Below are 24,817 nucleotides of genomic sequence, written 5' to 3' on the forward strand. Positions count from 1 at the left end.
TCAGAAAAGTGTAGTACATTCCTTGCACCTGCGACAGATTCTTAAAATGAGGTATATTCGAGGAACAATTGGCAATAATAATAGAAAAATAATCCAAGAAAGGATTTGGCCTTATTGTTTCTGGGATTTATCATTCGCAAATTGCGTTTTTTAAATAACCGCAGGCATTCTGTACGCGATGATTCCGCTGAAAATCATAATAGCACGCCGAAACAAGAACCCAAAATACAAAAACAGCTCTCTAATAACCTGGACTGCCTGAAAGAAATACTCAGCGGCAGCAGCGATTTAAAAGTACATCCATTCCGATTCGGGCCAGACGGAAAATTCACAGGCACATTAGCATTTATTGACGGTCTGGTGGATAACCCCACTTTGACCAATGCAATCCTACGTCCAATAATGAACTGGCGGCCTAACGGCAAAACGCTCCCGGACGCACAGGAGCTGGCTGATGTACTTGCTCAGGTGGTATTGTGTGCCGGCGACGTCAAGGAAGCTTCGTTGTTGTCGGAACTCGCCTCGGGATGCCTTGCAGGAGATACGGCGGTTCTTCTGGATGGCTGTGCAGTCGGACTTGTCATCAGTACAAAGGGCTGGGACAAGCGTAGCGTTACCGAGCCCCAATCCGAGACAGTGGTACGCGGCCCGCGCGAGGGATTTACCGAAAATCTACGCACAAACACGGCACTGATCCGGCGCAAGATTAAGAGTGGGCAACTTTGTGTAGCCAATATGACCGTTGGGCGGAAAACCCGGACCGATATATGCCTGATGTACCTAAGCGGTGTGGCAGACCCCAAAGTGGTGGAAACAGTAAAACATCGTATAGACCATCTGGATGTAGACTCAATCCTGGAATCAGGCTACATCGAGGAATACATTGAAGACGCACCCTTTTCTCCGTTTGCCACTGTTGGGTACAGTGAAAAGCCCGACGTGGTGGCAGGCCGATTACTTGAAGGCCGTATTGCCGTCGTAGTAGACGGCACACCGTTTGTTCTGACGGTCCCGATGTTGTTTATTGAAAGCTTCCAGACAACCGAGGATTATTATACGCGTCCGCTGTACGCCAGCATGATGCGGATAACACGTTTCTTTGGCTATTTTATCACGGTATTCGCGCCAGCCATATACATCGCACTGACTGCCTTTCATCAGGAGCTGATCCCCACGACACTGCTTTTTACCATCGCTAATGCACGTGAAGGAACCCCCTTTCCGGTTTTTTTAGAAGTATTTATTATGTTATTTGCCTTTGAAATTCTGCGTGAGGCTGGAATCCGGCTGCCGCGCCCGGTCGGACAGGCAATCAGCATTGTAGGGGCTTTGATTATGGGAGATGCGGCCGTATCGGCCGGCCTGGTCGGCGCACCTATGGTGATCCTCGTGGCAATCACGGCGGTAGCCAGCTTTCTGGTACCCAATCAGAACGATTCGGCATCCTTGCTGCGGGTAATCATGATGGTGTTGGCCGCATTTGTGGGCTTTTACGGTGTGTCAATGGGGTTTCTGGCTGTACTGCTCCATCTCGGATCACTGACATCATTCGGCGTACCTTATTTTGATGGCTTCGCCTGGACGAGCAATCTACAGGACTCGGTGGTGCGGATGCCGCTTTGGTCCATGGTCAGACGGCCAAGGGATATCGCGCGCGGCGACGTAACACGTCGCCGTTTCTTTATTCCGCCCCTTAGGCCTTACGCACATCAGGATGAGGACGATTCGGGAGGTGGAGAGGGGCATGAATAAACAACGGTTAAAGCTGGTTGCCGCTGTTATGCTGCTCTCGGTGCTTATTCTACTTTTATCAGGCTGTTGGGATAACCATGAACTGGATAAACTTTTTATCGTCACAGGCATCGCACTGGACAAAGCAAACGATCCCGAGCAGTTGGATATTTCCTTGCAAATCGGCAAGCCCAAGTCAAATGTCTCAAATTCAGATAAATCGAATTCTCAGCAAGATTCCACCATTCAGTTAAAAACCACCGCTTATACAATGATGGAAGGGCTGATGGAATTTAACCGGGACAGCAGCCGCACCTTGCTCCTGCAGCACAATCAGGTGCTGTTGCTGGGATCGGCGCTGGCCGAACAGGGCATCAAGGACCACATTGACCTGTTCCTGCGCGATCAGGAGGCGCGTATGGAGGTTCTTATGATGATTGCCGATGGTCGTGCCGAGGATGTGCTTTCCGCAAAGCTGGATCAGGAAAAAATCTCCGGTATATTCCTGGCGCGCGAAATGCAGGACCTATACGCTGTATCGCCGTATTATAGAATTCGTATGCTGGATTTTGCATCCCGGCTGCGGGACGGAACGACCTCACCCGTAGCGCCTATTGTCGCAGTAGTGGATGAGGACAATAAACAGAAAATAAAGATTGACGGCTTTGCAGTGTTCAGAGACGGGAAAATGATCGGGCGCTTAAACAACGACGAAGTAATGGGCTATATATGGGCAATGGGAGACGTTAAGCAGTGCGGGGTCGTGGCAGACTGCGACTTGGGCAGAGCGGTGTTTCAAATCATCAATCTGGATACAAAGAGAGACGTAACTCTTCTGCCGGACGGTGGCGTCCGGGTCACGCTGACTGTGGACGCTACGCTCAATATCGATGAACTGCGCGGTTTCAATGGAATGACGTCCAAGGATCTAATGCCCTATCTCGTTGACCTGGCGCAAAGTGAAATCCGGCGGAAAATCACTGACACATTTGAGACCACACAGACATTGAACGCGGATATCTATGGGATCGGAACGTCGGTACACCGTGAATATCCAAAAGAATGGAAAGAATTAAAAAACCGTTGGAACGAACTCTTTCCGGATATCGAACTGGACGTTCAGGTTAAGGTGCATATACCAGCAACGGGTCAAATCGTAAAATCTCTGGAAATGGAGGGAAGCAAGTCGTGAGGATTGATAAAGGATTGATTTCGGGCACTCAATTCATGTTTTCGGTGGCTTGCTTCATTCAAGCCTCAGCGCTGTTGACCACCTTTATTTCAGCCGTTACGCTTCAGGATTCGTGGCTTGTGCTATTGTTCGGCGCTGCGCTCTGCCTGCCTCTTATATGGTTGTACCGGACTCTGATGGTTATGTTCCCGGAACAGAATCTACTGCAGATTCTGTCTGAGGTGTACGGTCCGGTTATAGGTAAAATCATCGGGATAGCCTATATATGGTTTTTTTTCACGCTGGCTTCGCTCAACCTGACGGATCTCGGAAATTTCACAAAGCTGACTATCTTGCCGGAGACTCCAAACGTGGTGTTGATTCTCATATGCGTACTGGTCTCCGCCTTTGCGGTTCGTAATGGCATTAAACTGGTTACAAAATATAGCACTCTGTTTGCGGTTATTACGTTTATTTTATTTGGCATCGGTGCCACACTCATGTTTAACCAAATTAAGCTTGAGAATTTCCTGCCAATGTTCGACCAGCCGGTCGGGAAATATGTTCAAGGCATTCATATTATCGCCACAATACCGATCGGAGAACTGGTAACGTTTTTGATGATCCATCCCTACGTAAAACTATCGCGCCGCGATACCACGAAGTATCTGTTCTTGGGGTTTGGACTCGGCGGAATTACAATTCTGGTCGTATTGCTGCTGAATATCGGGGTGTTAGGGAACTTGCTGGACATGTTCACGCTCCCAACCCTGGTAATGCTGCGTCTGGTCAATCTGGGAATGGCATTGAGCCGTATGGAAATTATATTTGCTGTCATTCTCGTTATGCTGCTGTTTTTCAAGGTTACCTTTCTGTATTATGTATCGGTGCTCGCAACTGCGCAGCTTTTCAAAGCGAAGGCATATCCGCAGCTCGCATTGGCGGCAGGCGCACTGATAATTGCCTACGGACTCACACTGTACCCCTCTCTGGTAGAACATGCCGCGTCCGCTCAAGAAATAACCCCCTTTCTTTGGACTCCGTTTGAGATTCTGATTCCACTTTTAACCTTTTGTATTGCCAAACTGCGAAAGCTGCCCAAGACATCTAAAGAAATGGCCAAGGAGCAGGAGGTTTAGTGCATGGTATTGATATTGACAGGCTTTACCCTGATTGCATTAATAGATCTGATACCCTTAATACGGCAGCACGCTAAAAGTGGTATCGCTGCATTTAGCATAGTATTTATAACAGCACTGACGCTGGCGATTCTCCAGATAAACAAGGTAGAGGTACCAAGCGTACTGATTCTGCTGGGTGATGCATTGAAGGCTTTGGGGATAAGCTACTAAGACGATATAAGAGTGGAGGTGTTCAGAATCACACAGTACATTCATTTCACCGACGATCAGAAACTCCGCGCCAACTCTGTCGATCTGGCCGAGTTCCTTCGGCGGCAAGGCGAGAAGCTCATACCGTCCGGCAGGGATAAACGCCTTGATTCGGATCACAGCATCACCGTGCGGGATAACCAATGGTACGATCACGCCACCGGCGAGGGCGGCCTCGCCATCGATTTCGTCCAGCGTTTTTATGACCTCTCGTTTCCTGAAGCCGTCACGCGGCTTCTTGGCGGAGAGCGCGGCGAAGTGTACGCACCGGCAAGAGAAAAGCCGGAGGCAGTGCAAAAGCCATTTGTGCTGCCTCCGGCTCATTCGGATATGCGGAAAGTATATGCTTATCTGCTGCAGAAGCGGCTTATCGACCGCGAGGTGCTTTCAGCCTTCGCGCACGACAAGTTAATTTATGAAAGCTGCGAGCTCTCGAAGGATGGTAAGAAAGAATACCACAACGCCGTGTTCGTCGGATTTGACGAACACGGCGTTGCCCGTCATGCCCACAAACGAGGGCTCTATACCGAGGGCAAAAGCTATCGCGGCAATGTGGAAGGCTGCGATCCAGCATACAGCTTCCACTATGTGGGTGCCAGCGACCGGCTCTATGTGTTTGAGGCGCCGATAGACCTGCTGTCTTTTATCTCGCTCTATCCCGCTGACTGGCGTGAAAGCAGTTATGTTGCCTTATGCGGTACGCCGGAACACGCCATGCTGAAGATGCTGGAGCTGCATCCGAAGCTGCGGAGCATCGCGCTATGCCTTGACCATGACGAAGCGGGCATCGAAGCCACGGGAAGGCTCTCCGATATTCTGCGGAACAAGGGCTATGTGAACGCCTCCGTCCTCCGGCCGCAAAACAAGGACTGGAACGAGGATCTCAAAGCAAAGCATGGCCTTTCTCCCCAGCCCGCGGAGGAACATCCGCAGCTCACGGCCTGTGCCGATATTTGTAAAAGGCTCACCGTGCTGTCGGGCGAAGCGAAACCGGAGCATCCGGAACGGCAGTTCTCCGGGCTGCTGACTCAATACAGAAGCCATCTTCATTGGGGACGCTTTGAAAAAGCCGCCGACTGCATGGAGCAGATGGCGGTGCTTTCTTTATCCTTTGTAGTACGGGAGTATCGGCAGATGGGGGACATCACCTCAACTGATCATATGTGCGCCGTCCTGCAAAGCCGCTTCAAACCGTATCAAAATCGGAGCAAGCTCATAAACCGCACGGACGAGCTTGCCATGAAGCTCCAGAGCGTTCTGGCGCGGGGGTCTGCGGAGGGCATCCGCAGCCGTGAACAGAAAGAAGCTCTCGCGGAGGCGTATCTGGATGTTGCCCTCGACTGCGCCAAAGTGTTGGTGCGCCTCGAAGCGGACACGCAAAAGCAGGAACAGAAGCAGACCGGTATGGTCATGCAGGGGAAACATGAGGCAGGTCAAATCGCCGGGATGGAGATGCAATAAGAAGGTTAAAGATATGAATGCACCTGCCTTGAGGCAGGTGCATTCATGAACCTTTAGCAAACAGCGTTTTTCCCATGCTGCTCACGGCTCTGCCTCTTCCGTCATTCTTTGCCTGATACATCAGACGATCGACATCGTCGATGAGCTTGGAGCATGAGGACAAAGCATAACTCACATTGTCAACATAAAGGATGCCCGAGCTGAACGTGATCGGCATGTCCAGGGCCTCGGAATAATAGCTCTCAAGCGCCTCATGAATTCGTTTCAGTATTTGTGTTGCCTGCCGCTCATCCGTTTCATTAAAAACAAAGACGAATTCTTCACCACCGAAACGGCCTAAAAGATCGCTTTTGCGGATATATCTTCTCGAAATATCCGCAAAAACTTTCAATATTTCATCCCCGGTTATGTGGCCGTATCGGCTGTTTATTTCCTTAAAACTATCAAAATCAATCAAGGCGATGGTGAATCGGTAGCACCCCCCGTTTGATTCCAGCAGATTCTGCACAGCTTCCATCAAACTGAATTTATTCATCGTTTTTGTAGGCAAGTCAAGCAAGAGCCTTTTCCTCAACTGTATTTCCCGCTGCTTTAATTCGGTGACATCCGCGAAAGAGAGCGCAAAGAATCGTCTGTTGCAATATGTAATTGGATTTCCGTTTAACTGGAACCATTTTTTTCGATAATGATTATTCCAATGAAAACAGTATTGGCTCACATAGTTTTCAATCGGGATATTGTTTCGCCGGATTTCCTCCATCGCATTTAAGATACCGCAGTTAAAGCAGTTTTTGCCTTTGCCGCAGCCGGAACTATTATTCCGGAGTTCCCTGCAAAAAAAGGCGCGGCCGAACGGCAGTCCTATAATGTCATATGGCTTTGATCTGAAATACTCAAACATTCGGTTGTTTGCAAATACAATATTCAGGTGTTCATCCACTAAAATCTGCCCTGCAAACGAATAAAAAAAAACATCCTGAAAAAGAGATTCATTTTCTTTGAAAACGAATTCGCTGCTCATCGGTTTTCCTGCCACTCGATCACCCGATATCCTTTCTTAACAGAAATCTGCTTTCATCCATTTTCGCTTGCGCATGCTGAAACGAAGTCCAATATTTTATAGACATCCTCCTTTTGCGCCGGCTTACGCAATATTTTCAAGGGAGCAGCTGACATAAATGCATATTGCGTATCAGACGCTGTAACAAACACAATATGGCAATCCCGATCGTATTGCCTGACATGCAGGGCGATATCAACTCCGGTCAGTTTTTTCATGCGGTTATCCAAAAAGAAAACATCAAAGTATTTCTTGTCCCGGTCGAATGTTTCAAGAAGCTCTTCGCCACTGCCAAATTCGCACAGATTAAATTTTATGTTCTTTTCCGCTTCGTAAGTATGTATCATTTCAGCCAGGACCTCGCGCAATATAGGCATGTCGTCGCATATGGCAATGTTAATCAATAGATTCGTCCTCCAGGTTAACAGCTTTGATTTTATCTATGCAAGAAGCACACATAACTTTATTCTCAAAAAGGTGCATGTCGTCTTTTGAATCACAGAAAATACGGCTCTTGCCCTGTTTATCAGCAAAGTATTCTCTGTGCATCCATTATAGTATTCTTTGCGCTGATTTTCAAGTCATTCTGTATTCTTTAAGATAACTATAAGGGAGGCTGAAAGAATATGATATTAGACGGAAAAGAACTTGGGGCGGCAATCAAGGCTGCCCGTATAGACAACAAACTAACGCAGGAGAAACTGGCGGAGATGATAAACGTGGCTTCTGTTCACATCAAGCAGGTCGAAGCCGGGAGCAGAAAGCCGTCCGTTGACCTTCTTTTTAAGATCGCCATAACATTGAATATGTCAGTGGATACGGTATTCTTCCCGGAAAGGCTGGACGGCCAGGAATTGCTACAAAAAATCATACGAAAACTGAATATCTGCTCTTTGCATCAACTGCATGTAGTTTATACCACAGTCAACGCTATGACGGAAAACCCTGAAAATTTAGTCTGAAGCATTATTGTTAGGCAAATAGATCGATCTCAAATGGCTGCAATCGGCAGTTTATAATTTAATATCACATCAATATAAAAAAGTGGGAACCTGCCGGTTCTCACTTTTTTAATGTCAATTTGAAAAAAGAAGGAGGCAATCATATGCAGGGATCACAAATAATTACCCTTATTTCTGCAGGTGTAATCATGTTCGTCGTACTCGGCGGGCTCTCCCTTTTGGCACATTACTATACCCTTAACGGAATCAAATCAAAAACGGTCGGCGATGGCCAGCACGGTACCGCCCGATTTGCTTCAAAGGGGGAAATCAAAAAGACCTATAAGCATATCCCGTTCGAGCCGGAGGCGTGGCGCAAGGGCAAGAATCGTCCGGAAGCCCAGGGCATCATCCTCGGCAGCACCGGCCGAAAGAACGAGGTCACGGCGTTGGTGGACACCGACGACGTCCATACGCTCATGATCGGCGCGTCCGGTGTTGGCAAGACGGCGTTCTTCTTATATCCGAACCTCGAATATGCCTGCGCGACGAAAATGAGCTTTCTCTGCACCGATACCAAGGGGGATCTTTATCGCAACTATGGCGGCATCGCCCGTGACTACTACGGATACAATATCGCAGTGATTGATCTCCGCAACCCCACAAGGAGCGACGGCAATAATATGCTACATCTTGTCAACCGTTATATGGATATCTACCGCAAGGATGAAAATAACCTTGCGGCAAAGGCAAAGGCAGAGAAATACGCCAAAATAATCAGTAAGACGATCATCAATTCCTCCGGCAACAGTGCGGCGTTCGGTCAGAACGCCTTTTTTTATGACGCTGCCGAGGGGTTGCTGACCTCCGTGATCCTGCTCCTTGCCGAATATCTGCCGCCCACCGAGGACGATCCGCGAGAGCGCCGCCACATCATCAGCGTGTTCAAGATGGTGCAGGATCTCCTGGCCCCGAGCCGGATCAAAGGCAAGAATCAGTTCCAGCTTCTGATGGATAAGCTCCCGCCCGATCACAAGGCGCGCTGGTTCGCCGGCGCCGCGCTCAACTCCGCGGAGCAGGCGATGGCGTCGGTCATGTCCACCGTGCTCTCCCGCCTCAATGCTTTCATCGACAGCGAGATGGAGCAGATACTCTGCTTTGACTCGGCGGTCGACGCGGAGCGGTTCTGCAACGAAAAGACCGCCGTCTTCATTGTGCTGCCCGAAGAAGATCTGACCAAGTATTTCATGGTCAGCCTCATGATCCAGCAGTTTTACAGAGAAATCCTCTCGGTGGCCGACGAGCAGGGCGGCAAGCTCAAAAACCGTGTGGTGTTTTACTGCGACGAGCTGGGCACGATCCCGCCCATTGAGTCGCTGGAGCTTATTTTCAGCGCCTCCCGCTCTCGCCGCCTCATGATGGTACCGATCATCCAGAGCTTTAGTCAGCTTCAAAAGAACTATGGTAAAGAAGGCTCGGAGATCATCATTGATAACTGCCAGGATACCATCTTCGGAGGTTTCGCGCCTCAAAGCCAGACCGCAGAGGTGTTATCCAAAGCCCTCGGCAGCCGCACAGTCATGAGCGGCAGCATCAGCCGGGGCAAAAACGATCCGAGCCAATCCCTCCAGATGATGGAGCGGCCGCTGCTTACACCGGACGAACTCAAGAGCATGCCAAAAGGCTGGTTTGTGGTCATGAAGACCGGTACACATCCCATGCAGACCCGTCTACGGCTTTTCCTCGATTGGGGTATCACCTTCGGGGAGCCGTACTCTGTCCCTGAAAAAGCACAACGCAAGGTGGCCTACGCTGACAAAACAGAGCTGGAACAGAGCATCATCCGCCGCCACATCGCCTGCGTATGCGAAGAAGAAGCGGAGCCGCCCGAGGATGCGGTTAAAGGCGGTATATCCCATACCCCGGCGCCGGAGGCTGATGGTGGTGCCTCCCAGCGTCGCCAAATTCGGACATAGGAGGCTGATTATATGAGTTATTTTGATACTATCTATACCGAGGAACTTCCTCACAGGGCAAAAGCCATATATATGTATCTCAAGGACAGGTCGAACCGTACCGGCGAGTGCTGGCCGGGGATCAATACGATTGCCGCCGACCTCGGCTTGTCCCGCAGCACGGTCAAACGTGCGATTCGTGATTTAACACAGCGCGGCTTCTTGAAAAAGGAGCCGCGCTACCGTGAGAACGGAAGCAACAGCTCCAATCTTTATCTGGTTAAAAAAATGTGATAGCGCGGACGAGCGAAAAAATATACCCTTCCGCCAAGGGGATAGTGCAACTTTTTGCTGACCCGACCTGCGGTTCATGATGACCCTACTTGAAGGCCCCACCCTAACAAAGAGCTATATCATCAGAGAAAGAACAAGAAATTAGTTTATCCTTCCAACACGGGGATTGAAGCGATATCCAACCCCCCAGACAGTTTCAAAATATGACGCTTCATCTATTGCGCCCAACTTTTTACGAAGGCCTTGAATATGAAAACGGACAGTATCATCAGGGTTAAAAACCGATTCGGAATCCCATATTTGGTCATATATCTGTACCCTTGTCAGCACTTGGAGGGGATGTCGCGCAAACAAATATAGTATGTCAAATTCTTTTTTTGTCAGTTCCAGCCGCTGCCCCTTGAGTACAACAATGCGGTATTGGGGATCAATAAGGAGCTCTAACCCAAACACTAAGGTATATATATTATCAGCATCATTACGAAGCTCTATGTATCGCCTAATGAGAGCTTCTGCACGTGCAACGCACTCCTCTACTTCAAATGGCTTAGAGAGAACATCATCGGCTCCGCTTTTTAATGCTCTTACTTTATCTGCAGTACTGGCGTTCGCGGAAAGGATCAATATGGGAACCGGTTTTGAATGTCGCATTATTTTTAACATGGTTAAATCAGCTGTTTCTAAAAGTAGAAAATCCATGATGACAAGACAGTATTGATGTTTCATAAAGTTGTCCAATCCATTCTGGTAGGAGAGTTCATAATGAACATCAGTTAATTCATTTTCAAGATTGTTTTTAATAAGGCGACAAATTTTTAGGTCATCATCAATGATTAAAATACTTTTCCTCATGGGAAGACCTCCTTTCCAACAACTGTATTTTGCTATCACTCGACGAGTTTAACAAAATCTCTATTCAATCATCTACACATCTTTTCATAATGGAATCAACTTTGGCGGAGAAGAAACCATATCGTGCAGCTTTTGCATCCGCACATCCGTTTGTGCAATCACATCCGCATTGTCTTTTAATTCTTTTACGATTGCGTCTGTCTTTTTGTCACCCATCTTATAAACCATTTCATGCTCCAGCGTCGCCCAATAATCCATAGCGATGGTTCGGATTTGGATCTCGGCCTTTACACGCTCGGTCGTATTCGATAAAAATATAGGAACGGTCACAACGAGGTGCAGACTGCGGTAGCCATTTGGCTTGGGGTTTTGAATATAATCGGAGCGGCGGATAAGCTCAATATCGCTCTGAGCGGTCAGCAGGTTGGCGATCAGGTAGATATCATCAATATAGGAGCAGACAACACGAATGCCGGCGATGTCGTCCAGATGCTCCTTTGCCGATTCAACGCTGATTTCGTGGTCTTTCCTGAGCAGCTTATCCATAATACTTTTGGGTGTTTTGACCCTTGTTTTAATCTGCTGGATCGGATTCCGATCCATAGTGACTTTAAGCGCATCATTCAAGTTTTCAAGCCGGGTGGCAATTTCACGGGCGACCGACAAATATGTGTTTTCCACGGCCAGGAAAGAACGAATGGCCTGTGCAATCTCATTGGGGATCAAATCCCCTGTAATTCCATCAAACAGATATCTGGTTTTTGAAACATCAATATGCGGCATGGCTTTCCTTTCTGCTCCTGCGTTTAAATAGAATGCCGAGCGTATTGGGTCCGCAATGGTTCGCAACCGTGCATCCCGTTCGGGTTTCAATGACCTCGTCAAATTGGGCATATTGACAAATAACCTCTCTTATTTTTGCAACGGTCTGCGCGGAACACATGGGATGTGTGATAAACACCCTGCTATAGTCGATGTCTTGTTTGATATACAGCCTGTCTTTTACATAGTGTTCAAGACAGCGTTCAAAATTTCCCCTGTATTTTTTCCCGACTTTCATTTTTCCGTCAACGACTTCAATGCATGGCTTTATCTGAAGCAATCTTGCTCCGATGGCTTCAAGCCCTGAACAGCGCCCACCCTTATGCAAATAATCCAGACGGTCAATCACAAAGCTTGCGTCCACTTTAGGAATCGTTGCCTCCAGCCTGCTGCAAATCTCCTCCGGCTCCAGACCATCCTTTGCCATTGATGCGGCGTCATAAACGATATGCCCGCTTCCGCTGGAGAGGTTGCGCGAGTCAACCACATGAACATTCTTAAAACTCTGTGCCGCCTGAACCGCACTCTGATAACAGGAGGAAAAATCCGAGCCGATGCAGATATGAATGACCGCCTCGTTTTTCGGTGAAAACTCTGCAAAGAAATGCTCATATTCATAAACATTCACGGCTGCGGTCTTGCATGTTTTTCCTTCCTCGTCCACATATCTGAATATGTCCGCAGGCGTGATGTCCACGCCGTCCCGAAATGCTTTGTCATCCACAAGAATGCAAAGTGGCATCAACGTAATGCCCCTATCGATTAAAATCTCGGGAGAGAGGTCACAGGTGCTGTCCGCGGTTATTTTAATCATGTTCGTTACACCTCTTTTGATCGGTTTTTTTCGCTTACCTCAACTTTCTCTTCATCAGGTATATATTCCAATATGTCTCCGGGCTGACAATTCAAAGTTTTACAAATTCTATCCAAAGAAGAAAAACGAATCAGTTTGGCCCTATTTGATTTCAGGGTTGAAAGATTATATTTTGTAACGCCGGCCTTTTCCGCAAACACAGAAAAGGGAATATTTTTTTGCGATAATAGGCTTTCGAGCTTTACAGCAATGGGCATGGCAACCGCTCTCCTTTAAATAATCCACCAGGCAGGATCAATCCTTTTTATCCGTAGTCAACACTATGCTTCTCAGTTTTTGCCACGCATCGTTATACCTTAAAGACTTCAATTTCGGAAAGGCGCGGACAAGCCTGGTGTCCTGGAATCTGCCTACATTGATCAGCTTTTTGATTCGCTCGTTATAAAACTCGCTCTCTTCAAACTTGTCAAACAGAGCGTTTTTCAAGTCTCCCGCGCGTTTTGTGTATTGATCTATGAAACGATCAAGGGCAGACTGGATTTCCGCCAGCCTGCCGTTGAGATGAAGCAAGTGCCGCACCGTGATATATAAATCAAGCATGACGACAAGAAAAATGATAACGGCGGCAGAAACCAGCGTCCAATCGGGCAACTGATTTGTAAGACCGCCGACAAAGGGATGAATATACTTTATCAGCAGCACCGACAGGATGCCGAAAACCACCGCCCCCAGCAGGCTGACCCGGCCCTGAAAGTTGACGCGATGGTTGGAATAATCCCACCATTTCGCATGAAACAGCGTTTCAAGCAACACGGCTGTAATATATTCGACCGTACAGGTTAAAATCATGCCGGCAAAAAACAGAATAATGACATTGTCCGTTCTCTGATCCAAAACAAATATGGAAGCCAAAGCCCCAAAACCATATACCGGACAGATCGGGCCATTCAAAAATCCTCGATTCACAAGTCTGCGTTCATCTATGGAACAAATGGCGGATTCATAAGCCCATCCCAAAAAGCTATAGGTAATCAGCCACAAAAAATACTGTGATAAAAAAATCAAACAACGCCACCTCAATAATTTATTTCATTGGGTCTATTTACTTTTGAACTTGTCTCCATAAAAAAACAAATGGAATGTTTCTACAACACAGCAGCATTTGTCTACCATGCAGACACCAATGTTTCCTTATATTTTGGAAGTCTGACTGCCAACGGCCACCTGTGCGTTTGAATAATGTCCCGCTCGACTATATTGAGCCAAAAATAGCTCTCCGCATTTTCAAGCACCGCTTTGGAATACGAAAGTCCGTGCAATCCATGGTCGTAAGGGAAAAAATCATGCAGCAGCGCGCCTCTGATGACGCTTCTGCAATTGAAGCCCTTTCCCAACCGGCTGCAAAGCAGGTAACTGTAATATGCGACCGCCACACTGTGTCTGAAGCAGGTTGTATTACCATGCCGCTTATAGCGGTCAAGCTGCAAAACCTGTTCGCAATTGAGAATATCTTTTATGCACTCATTAAAATACATACGCTGCTCCTGCGATAAGGTCACAAAATCTCACCTTCAGCAAACACATTCGATCTTAGGGACAGTAAAAATCATGTTTTCTTTGTAAACTCCGTATGGCATTTAAAACAGGTGATGGCGACTTTTCCTTTTCCTCTTGGCACGCGCAGCTTTTGTTTGCAATTCGGGCATCTAAAATATTTATAGTTCTGAAAGTCTTTAAAATCTCTGCGTTTTTCATTAAAGTAAGAATACACAGGGCTTAACAACATCATAAATTTATAGTTTTCAAGCCTGCGCTTTTCTATCTGTTTTGACAGCGTTCTGTAAATGCACACCCCCAATGGAGCAAAGCTTAAATACGTTATTTGTATCCGGCCGCTAAATTCGGCTGCCACAATCAGCGGAAAAGATAATACGAGCAGCAACATTGAAAGCTGATCGCATCCGTATCGCCCGGCCATCAATTTTTTAAGCCAGTTCATACGATTTTCTCTTCTTTCATTTACCGATTATTTCCCGCTGCCAAAGAAAAACAGTCCGATCATATCAGGCCCGGTATGGGTGCCAATGATCGGCCCGACATTGCTGATAATTACATCCTTAACAGCAAACCTCTGCTTTACCATAATTGAAAGGATTACCGCGTCGTTGAAGCTGTCTCCGTGGCCGATGAAGATTGTCTGCTCCTTCGGCTTAACACAGGATTCCTCCATATGGGCGACAAGCGATTCAAGCGATTTTCGGCGTCCACGTGTTTTTTCGCGTAGGACAAGACCGCCTTCCTTATCAACATGAAGAATCGGTTTTACCGAAAGCATAGTACCTACTACGGCGGATGCGGCACTCAGTCTGCCCCCGCGCTTCAAATGATTGAGGTCGTTTACCGTAAACCAATGGCACAGGTGATTGTGGTTTTGAAGCACCCAATCATTCAGCTCGTCTATGTTCAATCCTTCCTGTTTTTTAAGCGCGGCGTGGTATACAAGCATACCCTCTCCTGCGCTGGCACAACGCGAGTCCACGCAGTACACCTTTCGCTCAGGATACTTTTCCATCAATTCTTTTGCGGCTATTACCGAAGATTGATACGTGCCGCTTAAGCCCGATGAAAAGGCTATGTAGAGAATATCCAGCCCGCTTTTCAATACAGGCTCGAAATAATCCCCAAAATCCGAGCTGTTGATCTGCGATGTTTTAGCCATTTTCCCCGAGCGGAGCATTTCATAGAATTTGGAATATCCAAGCTCTCTGCCGTCAGGGTAATGCTGATAGCTTTTGCCTTCCATTTCAAAATACATGGGAATAACGGAAATATGATGAGCGTCAATGAGCTCTGCCGGGAGGTCTGACGCGGCATCGGTAAAAATAACATAATCTTTTATCATATAAGCTCCTTGCTCTGCGGCGCACAAATCCAAACAAAGGCCCCGGCCGGAGCGTGGGGCTTTTCGGACATGCGCCGCGGCTGCCACTTTATCGGCGGGCGGCACGCCGGATTGGATCTTTCGGTCTGAAGGAAACCCGTGGTTTCCGTCAAACCGCCTGCCGCGCTTTGATGCCGCAGTCAGAACAATGGTCACAACCGTGCGACTCTGCCCATAGCCTTTCCGCCGTCACGGCCCAATTTTCGGCGGCGTGGTCACATTTTGCGCTTAAATCACGGACATCCTCCGGCTTTATCATATCTGTGGATTTTGCGCCGGATGCTTCGATCATGTCAACAATACGCTCTGGATTGTCGAGCAGGGGGCAGGGACGCAGATGGTTCTCATTGAAGGGCTGATTCTTGTGGTATTGCATGAACAGCGGAGATTGCAATGCATCAAGCAAGGTTTTTTGATGGATATTGGAGTCCGCGTAATGGATGAACGCGCATGGCTCGATGTCGCCGCCCGCGTTGATATGCAAATATCTCCGGCCGCCCGCAATACAGCCCCCGGCATATTCGCCGTCGTTCCAAAAGTCCATAGTAAACAGCGGCTTTGTTGTCCGGAATTTGCGAATCTGCCGATACATGAATTCCCGTTGATCTGCGGTTACCATCAACTCGGGAGCAGCATCGACACTTACCGGCATATAGGTAAAGAACCACGCAAACTTCGCGCCTTTCCCGATCATGTAGTCGAAAAACTCTTCACTGCCGATTACCTCTGTATTATGGCTCGTATAACAAAGGGAAGCGCCAAAGACAAGCTTTTTACGCTTGAGGAGCTCCATGGCACGGATGACTGCCTGAAAAGTCCCCTTGCCACGCCGGGAATCCGTTGCATCTTCAAAGCCTTCAATACTTATTGCAGGTACAAAATTCTTTACGCGCAGCATTTCGTCTGCGAACTCCTCATCGATTAAGGTACCATTTGTAAAGGCAAGGAACTCACAGTCACTGTGTTTTTCGCAGAGACGGATGATGTCTTTTTTGCGAACGAGCGGCTCGCCGCCGGAATAGACAAAGAAATATACCCCCAGTTCCTTGCCCTGCCGGATGATGCTGTCCAGCGTCTCATAACTCATGGACATCTTGTTCCCATATTCGGCCGCCCAGCAACCTGTACATTGGAGGTTGCAGGCTGAGGTGGGGTCCATCAGGATCGCCCATGGTATGTTACAGTCGTACTTTTCCTTGTTGACCTCCTGTATAGGAAATCCGATAAAGTTTTCATTTAATATGAAGTTATTGAAAAACGCCTTCCGCACCCCAGGATCAACATCCGTCCACATGCTGAGAATCAGCTTATACCAGTTATTGTCCTTATCCTCGATGACCTTGCGGACTGCGTTTAACTGCCCTTTCATGGTCTCCTTCTTATCAAAACGATCCATCCAGTCCATGAGCTTCGGGACATTCTTTTCAGGATTGGAATTCAAATAGGCATACGCCAGTTTCAACCCTGTGGAACCGATAATGTTGTTCATAATATAACCTCCGATCAAAGTTTATCTTAAATGAAGTCTACCATATTGCAAATTTTGAGTAATTAGACAGAAAAAGCATGTGTAAAGAAACTTTACACATGCAGATTTCTGTCAATAGAGTACATCGCTATTTCAGGGTAATATAAAAAATATAAGAACGGAAGTATCTTATAAGGAGGGAGCTACTCATGTTGGAACTACAGCATAGGCTGATAAGGCAGACAATCAATATTGCTGTCAGTAAAGCGATGGAAGATATGAAAAGCAATACAAGGCGAAGCATAAGAAACCTGATCGATTTAGGTCTTCTTTTTTCAACAAGTGAAAATCAGAAATGGTTTTTCAATACCGCCAAAAAGGTCATATCCAATCCGCAAAATCCCTACAACGCGCTGGCCGCCAGAATGATAGCCGACGTTGACAACGATACGATCAAAAAAGTAGGGCTGAACCTGGGGTACAACAGCCTGACCTATGGAGCAAATAAACTACGGAAACGGCAGGAGGCAATGGATCGTCCGTTTCCGTGGCTATTGGTTTTCGATATTTCTGAATCCCACCCTGATTTTTTTCATCAAATAGAGAAGCTCATACGCGAAGGGCAGGAGCTGGGTATTTACAGCTATATCTTCTGTCTTCATGAGGCAAACGATATTGCCGATCTGTGTGGAATCGTAAAGCAGTTTGACGAATGCCTGTTTGTATTCAAAGCGCCTTCCGCTCTGATTACGGATCAAACCGCCGCTTCCCTGCGGGGAATCCATAATGCCGTGGTTTGCGTACAGGCGTTGGACGGGGATCTAAAAAGCGAAAGCTGTGTAAACGCCTTCAGGATATTAAAACAAAACCGCTGTCTGTATGGTTTTCATTTAACCTATAACGAGGATAACATGGAAAAAGTGACCGCGCCGGAATACATCCGCTCCGCAATTGCTCTTGGCATTCTGTTCGGCATGTATATTGCCGATGCCGGCGTTTCCTCTTTGTGCCAGGATGCTTTGTATGCTTTCGCATGCTCCGAAAGAGGGGAAAAGGGTCAGCCGTTGATAACGCTTGAATGGTTAAGCGATATGCGCCATGTCAGCGGGAAAATCCTGTCCGGTTGCGGATACATGGTGATAAGCTCGGCGGGGAATGCCTGCTGTGTATTCAAGAAGGTGAAATACGCCTTTGAGAACTCGCTTCTTGAAATGCTTCAAGGCATGCAGCCCTGTACAAGTTCTTAAATCATGTTCAACAAGGAAGTTAATATTATGATAGTGGAAAAAAGAAAGAACTTTATTATCAACGTCATTTATTTTGCCTTAATCATCGCCATTGGGTATATTGCAATAAAATATGTGCTTGGTTTGCTTATGCCTTTTATTATTGGCTTTATAGCGGCTTTACTGTTAAAGCCGGTAATCAATTCTGTGTCCGAAAAATGGCATATCCATAAAAAAGTTGTCGCCGTTATCCTGATTCTGCTGTTCTATGGCGCGGCAGGCTTTTCCCTGTCCTGGATCGGCGTAAGGCTGATCATGGCGCTGAAAGATGGAATCGTCCAGCTTCCGGAAATGTATTCGACGAATATCGAACCCGCGATCTATGAGCTCTTTGAAAACGCGGAAAAACTCATAGAGAGGCTCGATCCCCTGATGGTTCAGGCAATTAAGGATATGGCGGTTTCATTATCGCAATCCGTGGGGTCGGTCGTTTCTAATATTTCCTCAAAAGCGATTGAATTCATATCATCTGCGGTATCTTTCATGCCCGGCCTGTTCTTATCAATTATCTTCGCAGTCATTTCATCCCTGTTTTTTGCTATGGATTACAGTAAAATTACAGGGTATATCGCAGGGCTGTTTCCGGTCAAAAATCGGAATCTATTAGTTGAAATAAAAAAATTTGCCACCGGCATCGGTTTAAAATACGTACAGGCTTATGCAATTTTAATATCCATAACATTTGCCGAGCTTGCTTTGGGGCTCTCTCTCTTGAGGGTGGACGGGGCGATCACCGTGGCCGCGCTGATCGCTGTCATCGACCTACTGCCCGTGCTTGGCACGGGCGGCGTTGTCATTCCGTGGATCATTATTGAACTGATAAAAGGCAACATGCCGTTTGCTTTCGGACTCGCAGCGCTATACCTTATCATAACCGTAGTCCGCAATATATTGGAGCCTAAGCTGATAGGAAAGAAAATCGGGCTGCATCCCCTTGTCATGCTGATATGCATGTATGTCGGATTAAAAGTCTTCGGATTTATCGGCCTTTTTGTTTTGCCTGTTGCCGTAGTGATCGTGAGGCATCTTTATGATAACGACAAAATACATTTTTTCGGGCAATATCCGCATTAAGGAGGCTATAATCGCATGTATAATGAAATATTCAAAATAGGTTTCATATCAATACACGGCTATGGGCTAATGATAGGGATAGGCATCTTATGCGCCTTGGTAATAGCGGGGAAACGGGCGAAAAAAAAGGGCCTTGATGCGGATTTCGTGTATAGTTTAGGAATGGTATCCCTTGTATTCGGATTTATTGGCGCAAAATTGCTTTATTGTATAGTCGAAATAAATGTGTTTCTCAATGAGCCTATGCGCATTTTATCCGGAAGCGGTTTTGTACTATATGGGGGTATCATTGGCGGCATATTAGCGGCAATGATATATTGTAAACTCAAAAGATTTAGTTTTTTACAATACTTTGATTTGACAGCGCCATCCGTAGCACTGGCACAGGGGTTTGGACGAATTGGCTGTTTTCTTGCCGGATGCTGTTATGGACGTGAAACAGATACCGCTATTGGTATCGCATTTCACAACTCGCCTATTGCACCCAACGGCGTTAAGCTTATACCAACTCAGTTGTTTTCAAGTGCGGGGGACTTCCTGATTGCTGTCGTGTTGTTAGTATATGCACGAAAAGGCCGAAAAAGGGGGAAGGTCGGGGCTTTATACCTCGTTCTTTATAGTGTGGGAAGATTCATAATAGAATTCTTTAGAAACGATTACAGAGGCAGCATAGCAATCCTGTCAACATCTCAGTTCATATCTCTAATAATTTTGGCAATTGGCACAGTAATGTTTTTTATGGGAAAACTGCCTTGGACTAACAAAGAATGAATTTTTCAGCGCGTTTTACAGCATGAGCGCACTTCGCGCAAGGAGATAGAAAGACTGGCTGTATATCTTAAAATAAAAGAGCTTGTTTTCGGTTCTCAGGCTTATTGCAAATTCTCCGATCTTATCTCCCGTATATTTTTTACAGCCAAAACAAACAGCGCCTTTATGGTTTGAAAAACAAACGCTTTCGTCTCAACATCGATATCTTTAATCGCATCCAGCACGGCAGCGGCTTTTCGGGGCCAATCTCCTGTCAGGTCATAAAATGTGGTAGCGTTTGTTGCCTGGATAATCTGAAAAAGGGTATTCACAAACAGCTCCCGTTTCTCGTCGTCAAAGGAGTTGACCCATTGGTTCAACGTCCCGTTCATATAGAGCGCACTTTTTTTCATCGACTGCACGTATTGAAAATCATTGCCGTCAACAAGCCACGAAAAAGGATCGTGCTGCATGAGCCAGACGCGGTTGCTTTTTACTACGGAATAATTTTCCTGATGTTGCAAAAGCATCCCGATGACGGATGACTGCGGCAGGGTCTTATGAATTCGATCTTGTATAACCCCATATTCATTGCTCAGAAAAACCTCATCCCTGAATCCAGGCCCGTCATGACTAAAAATCTGCGTGATCCTTTCCTGTGCGGTTGGGTGGCATTTTATGGAGGAATAGACCGCGATATTTCCTCCTTTTGAGTGTCCACCAATTTTTAAGGGGTATGAAATTCTGTCCGCGACGGCATTCAGATAGGAAACCCCTTCTTCCTGCGACGGAACGGGGCTGATAAAGGCCATATTAAAGTCCTCTTTCCATCCGACAAAGGATGAATCGGTTCCGCGATAAGCGATATAAGCCGAACCGTCATCCAGCAAAAACGTAACGGCTGAAAACTGCTTTTCAGTCTCGGGATCTGTTTTATTGACATAGAAAATCACTTTCATGTCACGAAACCTTGAACTGCCCGCAAGCGCAAAGAACAGGCGCTGGTTGTTTTTACTGTCCCATGTATTATGAAACAGCGCGTCTGTGTTATCCATATCCGCTATTTCTTTTATGCTCATCGGCGTCGCAGCATCGGACAGGCCGGAAGCGAAACCGTCAAAATTCAGATAGGCCAGTTTGGATAAAATCAGGCTGTCAACCCCGCCAAATTCCATGTTTATAAAAGGTTTGTTTTCTTCTATTGCATAATTGATGATGTTTTTCATATCATTCGCTCCAATTTCGGCCGGGAATATATTAAAAGCAGCGCGCACCGTTAAAAACTCGGACACCATAGAATGAAAAGCGCTGTGTGTTTATAGCGTTCATTCCTATTTTATCGGATTTTCCGCGGAGGTCTTTTCGCTTTGGCTTTCCAGCTCATAAAGAATGCTTCCGTCAAATAGAGATCGTATCTGCGCAATAAATTCCGTTGGCTCCTCTTTCATACCATTATTGGCCCATCGCACAATCATGCCGACAAAAGCGGTGGAAATAAATTCAGCGATAAATCCCCATTTTTCCTCTTCAAATTCCGTGCCTTTGATGTTCTCTATGACGGCAACCGAAATATCGCGGATGTAATTATGCAGATATTCCTGAAAGGAGTTTTGTCCGGTTGTGTTAAGCGCTTTCATATAGAACGTCTTGTTTTGCCGCATATAATTGCACAAATCCTTCAGACCGTCCGTCCAATGCTCGACCGTATCGTAAGAGCTCATAAAACGGGCGGTCTCCGTATAATAAATCCAGTTCATGAGGTCGTATTTATCCTTAAAATGATAATAGAAGGCTTGCCTTGTCAGCCCACAATCATTTACAATATCGCTCACGCAGATCTTGCTGAAGGCTTTCTTAGCCATCAGTCCCTTTAAGGAATTGGCAAGGGCCAGCTTTGTAATGTTTGAATCCGACATGACAAACCTCCTCTCTCCAAGCCTGACATGATGTATATCACATCTTCATGACCACAATCCTTGCTATGATAATCTACTTGTTTTTTCCTAAAAACGCTGTGATTTCCCGGATCAAGGAATCCGGATCGAGCTGATACAGCTTAAACAGCTCATCCTGTTTGCCCTGCCCGATAAACTGATCCGGAAAACCAAACAGCTTTATGTCGGGCTTAAGTCCATGCCGGTTCAGCATTTGCAGAACACCGCTTCCGAGGCCCGAAACGATGCTGTGATCCTCTATCGTTACCGCCTTTTTTGTCCTCATGACGGAGTCGATAATCAACTCCTCGTCCAGAGGTTTTACAAACCGCGCGTTGATTACATCAGCGTAAATACCTCTGCCTTTCAACTCCGCTGCAATTTGAAGAGAAACTTCCACCATTTTCCCCGCCGCAATAATGGAAATGTCGTTCCCTGTACAAAGCTTGATCCCTTTATGGAAGCGGACGGGCTCCCGCATTTGCGCCAATAGCGCCGCGCCGTTTCCTTTGGGGTATCTGATGGCGATGGGGCCGTTATGCTCCAGAACGGCGTATCTGAGCATCTCTTTTAGTTCCGCATAATCGCAGGGAGAAAGGATAGACATATTGGGAATATGCGTGAGAAAAGACAGGTCATAGATACCCTGATGCGTTTCTCCGTCCTCGCCGGTAACACCCGCCCTGTCTATTGCCAGCACCACATGCAAATTTTGCATGGCGACATCATGGATGATCTGATCATACGCCCGCTGCAAAAACGAAGAATATACCGAAAAAACAGGGATCAGCCCGCCTTTGGCCATACCCGCGGCAAAGGTCACGGCATGCTGCTCGGCAATCCCCACATCAAAAAATCTTTTCGGATACTTTTTAGAAAATTCCACAAGTCCCGTGCCGTCCCGCATGGCGGCGGTAATCGCTATAAGCTCGTTTTTTTCTTCGGCAAGCCTTAATATTTCTTTTCCGAAAACATCCGAAAAATTGTCGTCTTTATGATTATGAATTTTACCTGTTTGGATTTCAAAAGAGGATACGCAGTGAAAGGCGTCGGGATTTTCCTCCGCAGGTTTATATCCTTTTCCTTTTTTCGTATGAACGTGTATCAATATCGGCCCTTTTATGAATCTGGCTTTTGAAAATATACGGATAAGTTCGTTAATATCATGGCCGTCTATGGGGCCGAAATATCGGAAGCCAAGATCTTCAAACAATGTTCGCTGCATAATTAGGTATTTAACCGAACTCTTGATTCTGTCCAATCCTTCGACAAGGCTCGTGCCAATACCGGGTATCCTGGAAAAAGCCTTTTCCAAAACTTCCTTCATCTTAAAATAGGCAGGCTCCGATCTTATTTGCGATAAATGTCTTGAAAGACCTCCTACATTTTTGCTTATGGAAAATTCATTGTCGTTTAAGACCACAATCAGATTATTGAGCGATCTTCCGGCGTCGTTGAGCGCCTCGAAAGACATCCCTCCTGTGAGCGCCCCATCACCGATTACGGAGATTACCGAGTAATTCTCTTTTTTCAGATCCCTTGCTTTTGCGAATCCAAGAGCGGCGGATATTGAAGTGCTGCTATGCCCCGTATTGAAAACATCATGTTCACTTTCCTGTGTTTTCGGGAAGCCGGAGATACCGCCCAGCGTTCTGAGCGTATTAAACCGCTCTCTTCTTCCCGTAATCAATTTATGTGTATAGGACTGATGCCCGACATCCCATATGATTTTATCCTTTGGGGAACTGAAAACATAATGAAGCGCAATCGTGAGTTCTACCACGCCCAAATTGGAAGCCAGGTGACCACCTGTCCCTGAAAGGGTTTCTATCAGATACGCTCTGCTCTCGTCCGCCAGTTGTATTAATTGATCCGACTTCAACCCTTGTATATCGCCCGGATCGGAGATCTGCTCCAAGAGATTATCCACCCTCGATTGTCCTTTCCTTCACTGCTTTATTTGCTGCGCTTGAATTCGGCGGCTTTTTTATTACAAATCTGTTCATAAACATTTGCTGCGCGATCTGATAGACGTTCCCGATAATCCAGTAGAGGCCCAATCCGGCAGGTACGGTAAAAGATATAAAACCGCTCATGACGGGGGACATCAGGAGCATATTTTTTTGCATGGATGACTGCATCTGATCGCCGCTTGTCTGAGGCGTCGCCTGCATGGAGTATTTTGCGGATATATAGGATGTGAGAGCCGACAATACAGGTATCAGAAGCAGAAGGAAACTATGTATGCCCACGCCGGGATTTATATAAACGCTGGGATTCCAGGCGGGTATCGCTCCGAGATTGATCCCCAGGAAATCCATGTTGAACAAATCTGCCGGTTTCAGCAGATGGGCGACCTTCTCCAGCAGCTCCGTATGTCCGCTGAAATAAGCGATGATACTCAGGTCTTTCATATTCGCAAGCTTGTCGGCCCCCTGCGGTACCATTTCATATAGCTGTCCTATTGCCTCCGCGGATATTCCGGCCATGTATTTCAGCGGCTGCGAGATCACATAATACAGCGAAAACAAAACCGGCATCTGTATCAGCAGGGGAAGGCAGCCCCCGGCAGGGCTCACCTTATTCTCCTGATATAGTTTCATCAGTTCCGCACTTTGCTTTTCCTTGTCGTCTTTATACTTCTTTTGAATTTCCTGCATCTGCGGCTGAAGCACGCCCATTTTTGAGGTCGATTGAACCTGCTTTATGGTCAGGGGAAGCATCAGGGATTTTATTACGACAGTAAAAAGTATGATCGCAATCCCATAATTTTGGAACGCAATGTGATCATAAATAAATTTTAAGACGGCTCCCATAGGGCCCGCGATAATATCAAACATCCTTTTTCTGTTCCTTTCCTGAGGAAAGCGCG

Annotated in this window: 26 protein-coding genes; 11 read left to right on the top strand and 15 right to left on the bottom strand. The window is 46.7% G+C overall.

Annotation, left to right across the window (positions count from 1 at the left end; all coding sequences use genetic code 11):
* The first annotated feature begins 105 nt into the window (after positions 1-105).
* Genes A7K50_RS13395 through A7K50_RS13405 form a run of 3 tightly spaced genes read left to right on the top strand, consistent with a single transcriptional unit; the run spans position 106 to position 4,041 of the window.
* Complete coding sequence (locus A7K50_RS13395; RefSeq protein ID WP_243103759.1) at positions 106-1,752, top strand: spore germination protein; 1,647 nt, start codon at positions 106-108, stop codon at positions 1,750-1,752.
* The gene (locus A7K50_RS13400) at positions 1,745-2,923 is read left to right on the top strand and encodes a Ger(x)C family spore germination protein (RefSeq protein WP_158582067.1); all 1,179 of its coding nucleotides are present in this window, start codon (positions 1,745-1,747) and stop codon (positions 2,921-2,923) included. The genes A7K50_RS13395 and A7K50_RS13400 overlap by 8 nt, the downstream gene beginning before the upstream one ends.
* The gene (locus A7K50_RS13405) at positions 2,920-4,041 is read left to right on the top strand and encodes an endospore germination permease (RefSeq protein WP_119776844.1); all 1,122 of its coding nucleotides are present in this window, start codon (positions 2,920-2,922) and stop codon (positions 4,039-4,041) included. Before A7K50_RS13400 ends, A7K50_RS13405 begins: the two co-directional genes overlap by 4 nt.
* A gap of 57 nt (positions 4,042-4,098) precedes the next feature.
* Here A7K50_RS13405 and A7K50_RS14410 read toward each other — a convergent pair whose 3' ends face one another.
* Entirely contained in the window at positions 4,099-4,449 is a 351-nt protein-coding gene (locus A7K50_RS14410) for a hypothetical protein (protein WP_243103768.1), read from the bottom strand.
* Between A7K50_RS14410 and A7K50_RS13415 the strand changes: the two genes are divergently transcribed.
* Positions 4,339-5,754 (top strand): DUF3991 domain-containing protein, encoded by a 1,416-nt coding sequence (locus A7K50_RS13415; RefSeq protein ID WP_243103767.1) that lies wholly within the window; start codon positions 4,339-4,341, stop codon positions 5,752-5,754. The genes A7K50_RS14410 and A7K50_RS13415 overlap by 111 nt on opposite strands.
* Positions 5,755-5,797: 43 nt before the next feature.
* Here the strand turns inward: A7K50_RS13415 and A7K50_RS13420 are convergent, their stop codons facing one another.
* Together A7K50_RS13420 and A7K50_RS13425 are read right to left on the bottom strand one after the other, a co-directional pair.
* Positions 5,798-6,775 (bottom strand): GGDEF domain-containing protein, encoded by a 978-nt coding sequence (locus tag A7K50_RS13420; RefSeq protein ID WP_119776847.1) that lies wholly within the window; start codon positions 6,773-6,775, stop codon positions 5,798-5,800.
* A gap of 53 nt (positions 6,776-6,828) precedes the next feature.
* Positions 6,829-7,218, bottom strand: coding sequence for a response regulator (locus tag A7K50_RS13425; RefSeq protein WP_199698307.1), 390 nt, complete (start codon positions 7,216-7,218; stop codon positions 6,829-6,831).
* Positions 7,219-7,440: 222 nt separating this feature from the next.
* On the opposite strand from A7K50_RS13425, the gene A7K50_RS13430 reads away from it, so the two are divergent.
* The 3 genes from A7K50_RS13430 to A7K50_RS13440 all read left to right on the top strand — a co-directional run bounded on the left by A7K50_RS13430 (position 7,441) and on the right by A7K50_RS13440 (position 10,004).
* The gene (locus A7K50_RS13430; RefSeq protein WP_119776848.1) at positions 7,441-7,776 is read left to right on the top strand and encodes a helix-turn-helix transcriptional regulator; all 336 of its coding nucleotides are present in this window, start codon (positions 7,441-7,443) and stop codon (positions 7,774-7,776) included.
* 143 nt (positions 7,777-7,919) lie between these two features.
* A complete protein-coding gene (locus A7K50_RS13435) occupies positions 7,920-9,731 on the top strand; it encodes a VirD4-like conjugal transfer protein, CD1115 family (RefSeq protein WP_243103760.1) in 1,812 nt (603 codons plus the stop codon).
* A 12-nt stretch (positions 9,732-9,743) separates the two neighbouring features.
* Positions 9,744-10,004 carry a helix-turn-helix domain-containing protein gene (locus tag A7K50_RS13440; protein ID WP_119776850.1) on the top strand — a complete coding sequence of 87 codons (261 nt, stop codon included), beginning with the start codon at positions 9,744-9,746 and terminating at the stop codon, positions 10,002-10,004.
* A gap of 141 nt (positions 10,005-10,145) precedes the next feature.
* On the opposite strand, the gene A7K50_RS13445 is transcribed toward A7K50_RS13440, so the two are convergent.
* The 5 genes from A7K50_RS13445 to A7K50_RS13465 form a co-directional block, all read right to left on the bottom strand.
* Positions 10,146-10,856, bottom strand: a complete 711-nt coding sequence (locus A7K50_RS13445) for a response regulator transcription factor (RefSeq protein ID WP_119776852.1) — start codon at positions 10,854-10,856, stop codon at positions 10,146-10,148.
* Between the two features lie 84 nt (positions 10,857-10,940).
* A complete protein-coding gene (locus A7K50_RS13450) occupies positions 10,941-11,639 on the bottom strand; it encodes a GTP pyrophosphokinase family protein (protein WP_158582068.1) in 699 nt (232 codons plus the stop codon).
* On the bottom strand, positions 11,626-12,492 hold the full coding sequence (locus A7K50_RS13455) for a DegV family protein (RefSeq protein ID WP_119776855.1): 867 nt from the start codon (positions 12,490-12,492) through the stop codon (positions 11,626-11,628). The genes A7K50_RS13450 and A7K50_RS13455 overlap by 14 nt, the downstream gene beginning before the upstream one ends.
* Before the next feature lie 5 nt (positions 12,493-12,497).
* Positions 12,498-12,749, bottom strand: coding sequence for a helix-turn-helix domain-containing protein (locus tag A7K50_RS13460; protein ID WP_119776856.1), 252 nt, complete (start codon positions 12,747-12,749; stop codon positions 12,498-12,500).
* Positions 12,750-12,786: 37 nt separating this feature from the next.
* Positions 12,787-13,557: a putative ABC transporter permease gene (locus A7K50_RS13465; protein WP_119776858.1), complete on the bottom strand. Its 771-nt coding sequence runs from the start codon at positions 13,555-13,557 to the stop codon at positions 12,787-12,789.
* Between the two features lie 278 nt (positions 13,558-13,835).
* On the opposite strand from A7K50_RS13465, the gene A7K50_RS14100 reads away from it, so the two are divergent.
* Complete coding sequence (locus A7K50_RS14100; RefSeq protein ID WP_158582069.1) at positions 13,836-14,045, top strand: hypothetical protein; 210 nt, start codon at positions 13,836-13,838, stop codon at positions 14,043-14,045.
* A 53-nt stretch (positions 14,046-14,098) separates the two neighbouring features.
* On the opposite strand, the gene A7K50_RS13475 is transcribed toward A7K50_RS14100, so the two are convergent.
* From A7K50_RS13475 to A7K50_RS13485, 3 genes are read right to left on the bottom strand one after another with little or no spacing between them, the layout of a single operon-like run.
* On the bottom strand, positions 14,099-14,491 hold the full coding sequence (locus A7K50_RS13475; protein WP_119776860.1) for a hypothetical protein: 393 nt from the start codon (positions 14,489-14,491) through the stop codon (positions 14,099-14,101).
* 27 nt (positions 14,492-14,518) lie between these two features.
* On the bottom strand, positions 14,519-15,589 hold the full coding sequence (locus A7K50_RS13480; protein ID WP_243103761.1) for a DegV family protein: 1,071 nt from the start codon (positions 15,587-15,589) through the stop codon (positions 14,519-14,521).
* On the bottom strand, positions 15,543-16,922 hold the full coding sequence (locus A7K50_RS13485; RefSeq protein ID WP_119776861.1) for a radical SAM protein: 1,380 nt from the start codon (positions 16,920-16,922) through the stop codon (positions 15,543-15,545). The genes A7K50_RS13480 and A7K50_RS13485 overlap by 47 nt, the downstream gene beginning before the upstream one ends.
* A gap of 188 nt (positions 16,923-17,110) precedes the next feature.
* Between A7K50_RS13485 and A7K50_RS13490 the strand changes: the two genes are divergently transcribed.
* From A7K50_RS13490 to A7K50_RS13500, 3 genes are read left to right on the top strand one after another with little or no spacing between them, the layout of a single operon-like run.
* On the top strand, positions 17,111-18,148 hold the full coding sequence (locus A7K50_RS13490) for a hypothetical protein (protein ID WP_119776863.1): 1,038 nt from the start codon (positions 17,111-17,113) through the stop codon (positions 18,146-18,148).
* A gap of 27 nt (positions 18,149-18,175) precedes the next feature.
* The gene (gene ytvI / locus A7K50_RS13495; protein ID WP_119776864.1) at positions 18,176-19,261 is read left to right on the top strand and encodes a sporulation integral membrane protein YtvI; all 1,086 of its coding nucleotides are present in this window, start codon (positions 18,176-18,178) and stop codon (positions 19,259-19,261) included.
* A 15-nt stretch (positions 19,262-19,276) separates the two neighbouring features.
* Positions 19,277-20,032 (top strand): prolipoprotein diacylglyceryl transferase, encoded by a 756-nt coding sequence (locus tag A7K50_RS13500; protein WP_119776866.1) that lies wholly within the window; start codon positions 19,277-19,279, stop codon positions 20,030-20,032.
* 101 nt (positions 20,033-20,133) lie between these two features.
* Here the strand turns inward: A7K50_RS13500 and A7K50_RS13505 are convergent, their stop codons facing one another.
* The 4 genes from A7K50_RS13505 to A7K50_RS13520 all read right to left on the bottom strand — a co-directional run bounded on the left by A7K50_RS13505 (position 20,134) and on the right by A7K50_RS13520 (position 24,761).
* Positions 20,134-21,237: a DUF2974 domain-containing protein gene (locus A7K50_RS13505; RefSeq protein ID WP_119776903.1), complete on the bottom strand. Its 1,104-nt coding sequence runs from the start codon at positions 21,235-21,237 to the stop codon at positions 20,134-20,136.
* Positions 21,238-21,342: 105 nt separating this feature from the next.
* Entirely contained in the window at positions 21,343-21,927 is a 585-nt protein-coding gene (gene dhaS / locus A7K50_RS13510; RefSeq protein ID WP_119776867.1) for a dihydroxyacetone kinase transcriptional activator DhaS, read from the bottom strand.
* 73 nt (positions 21,928-22,000) lie between these two features.
* Entirely contained in the window at positions 22,001-23,875 is a 1,875-nt protein-coding gene (gene dxs / locus A7K50_RS13515; RefSeq protein ID WP_243103762.1) for a 1-deoxy-D-xylulose-5-phosphate synthase, read from the bottom strand.
* Positions 23,868-24,761 (bottom strand): YidC/Oxa1 family membrane protein insertase, encoded by an 894-nt coding sequence (locus A7K50_RS13520; RefSeq protein WP_243103763.1) that lies wholly within the window; start codon positions 24,759-24,761, stop codon positions 23,868-23,870. The genes dxs and A7K50_RS13520 overlap by 8 nt, the downstream gene beginning before the upstream one ends.
* Positions 24,762-24,817 lie beyond the last annotated feature (56 nt).

The organism is Dehalobacter sp. MCB1, assembly GCF_003590275.1.
Taxonomy (GTDB): domain Bacteria; phylum Bacillota; class Desulfitobacteriia; order Desulfitobacteriales; family Syntrophobotulaceae; genus Dehalobacter.